At 63.2% G+C, this 1,352-nt stretch carries 2 protein-coding genes; both read right to left on the reverse strand.

The window, feature by feature from the left end; all coding sequences use genetic code 11:
- Window positions 1-13: 13 nt before the first annotated feature.
- Window positions 14-1,162, reverse strand: a complete 1,149-nt coding sequence (locus BLX41_RS03540; RefSeq protein ID WP_123723791.1) for an ABC transporter permease — start codon at window positions 1,160-1,162, stop codon at window positions 14-16.
- A gap of 54 nt (window positions 1,163-1,216) precedes the next feature.
- Window positions 1,217-1,352 (reverse strand): DUF2914 domain-containing protein (locus BLX41_RS34320; protein ID WP_259744381.1); only part of this gene is annotated, 136 nt, incomplete at its 5' end.

Here is a 1,352-nt window from a genome sequence, read left to right on the forward strand (position 1 = left end):
CGCGTCGGGCGGCTCACCAGCCCATCTCCATGAAGAACAGCGCGGCCACGGCGTCGATGACGATCACCACGAAGATCGACTGCACCACGCTGGACGTGGTGTGGGCGCCCACCGACTCGGCACTGCCGCTGACCTTGAAGCCCTCCAGGCAGCCGATGGCGGCAATCAGGAAAGCGAAGATCGGTGCTTTGACCAGGCCCAGCAGAAAGTGCTTAACGCCGATGTCCGAATGCAGCAGCGAAAGGAACATCGCCGGGGAAATATCCAGGGACAGGGCACAAACCACGGCGCCGCCGATGATGCCCGAGAGCATCGCCAGAAAGGTCAGCATCGGCAGCGCCACCAGCAAGGCCAGCACCCGGGGCAGCACCAGCAACTCCATCGGGTCCAGGCCCAGGGTGCGAATGGCGTCGATCTCTTCGTTGGCCTTCATCGAGCCGATCTGCGCGGTGAAGGCGCTGGCGGTACGCCCGGCCATGAGGATCGCGGTCAGCAGCACGCCAAATTCCCGCAGGAAGGAAAATGCCACCAGGTCCACGGTAAAGATGCTGGCCCCGAAGTTGGCCAGCACCGTGGCCCCGAGAAAGGCCACCACCGCCCCCACCAGGAAGGTCAGCAGGGCGACGATGGGCGCGGCATCGAGGCCGGTCTGTTCGATATGCGCCACCACCGGGGTGATACGCCAGCGCTTGGGGTGCAGCAGGCCCCGGGCCAGGGTTTCGAGGATCAGGCCGATAAAGCCGAGGACTTTCAGGCTGTCTTGCCAGACGGTGTAGACCGCACTGCCAATGCGTGAGAGCAGTTGTACGCTGACGGCAATCTCCGGTTCCTTGACCGGTACACAGAAATCGTTGAGCGAGCTGTAGACCGTATGCAGCAATGCGCGGTCGGCGGTGGACAGGGTGCAATCAGGGTGTTCGGCGGATCGCTCCAGGCGTTCGGCTCCCAGTAGTTCTACCAGCAGCGACGCGCCGGCGGTGTCCAGGGCTCCCAAGCCATTGAGGTCGATGTGGGTGCTGCTGTCATAGCGGTCGCTGAGGGTTTGGCTGAGACGCTTGAGGTCACTGTAGTGCGCCAGCGTCCAGTCCCCGGAGATGCGCAGTTGCGCCGGGGAGAGGGCAAGGTCCAGTTGAGCGGTGCCGGGCGTCACGCTGGTAGTCATAAGCTCCGAGCTTGTGTGGCGATTACGCAGTGCTACGTAATAGCACGATCCCGACTACTTTGCCTCGCCGCTCTTGGCGGCGTCTTGATCTGGGTCGGTGATCTCGAAGCGCAACACGCCAATTACCTGGCCGTCCTCGGTGATCACCCGCACTTGCCATTTTCCCGCCGGGTTGCCGGGGAAATTCTGC

Origin of the sequence: Pseudomonas protegens, assembly GCF_003732485.1 — a bacterium.
Lineage (GTDB): Bacteria > Pseudomonadota > Gammaproteobacteria > Pseudomonadales > Pseudomonadaceae > Aquipseudomonas > Aquipseudomonas protegens_B.